This is a genomic window from Brevibacillus sp. SYP-B805, from assembly GCF_011059135.1.
In the GTDB taxonomy this organism is placed as follows: domain Bacteria; phylum Bacillota; class Bacilli; order Brevibacillales; family Brevibacillaceae; genus Brevibacillus_F.
On the sequence record NZ_JAALGD010000035.1, the window covers coordinates 1 to 519 of the forward strand.

1 protein-coding gene is annotated in these 519 nt (G+C 42.6%); it reads left to right on the forward strand.

Features of this window, described 5'->3' with window-relative positions:
• Nucleotides 1-45 precede the first annotated feature (45 nt).
• A complete protein-coding gene (gene tnpA / locus G3578_RS20670) occupies nt 46-516 on the forward strand; it encodes an IS200/IS605 family transposase (protein ID WP_165215680.1) in 471 nt (156 codons plus the stop codon).
• The last annotated feature ends 3 nt before the right edge of the window (nt 517-519 follow it).

The window sequence follows — 519 nt, forward strand, 5'->3', positions numbered from 1 at the left end:
GAGCCGGTCTGCCAACCGCTCAAACTTATCACAGGAGGACAAAGGATGGACAAGAGCAGTCTAGCACACACCAAATGGAACTGCAAATATCATATCGTATTTGCTCCGAAATACCGAAGACAAGTGATTTACGGGAAATTAAGAAGAGAGATAGGGAGGATTTTACGGGAGTTATGTGAACGAAAAGGAGTGGAGATCATCGAAGCAGAAGCCTGCGTAGATCATATTCACATGTTGGTGAGCATCCCACCTAAGTTAAGCGTGTCCGAGTTCATGGGGTACTTAAAGGGAAAAAGCTCACTGATGATCTTTGATAAGTTTGCAAATATGAAATACCGATATGGAAACCGCCAATTTTGGTGCAGAGGGTACTACGTAGATACAGTAGGGAGAAATAAAAAGGTAATTGAGGAATATATCCGTAACCAGTTAGTGGAGGACAAAAATTATGAGCAATTAACGATGAAAGAACTGATCGACCCGTTTACGGGTGAGTCGGTGAAAAAGGGCAGGTAAAGT

Coding starts and splice junctions, on each gene's coding strand:
- tnpA (WP_165215680.1), top strand. CDS start 46: ATGGACAAGAGCAGTCTAGCACACACCAAATGGAACTGCAAATATCAT.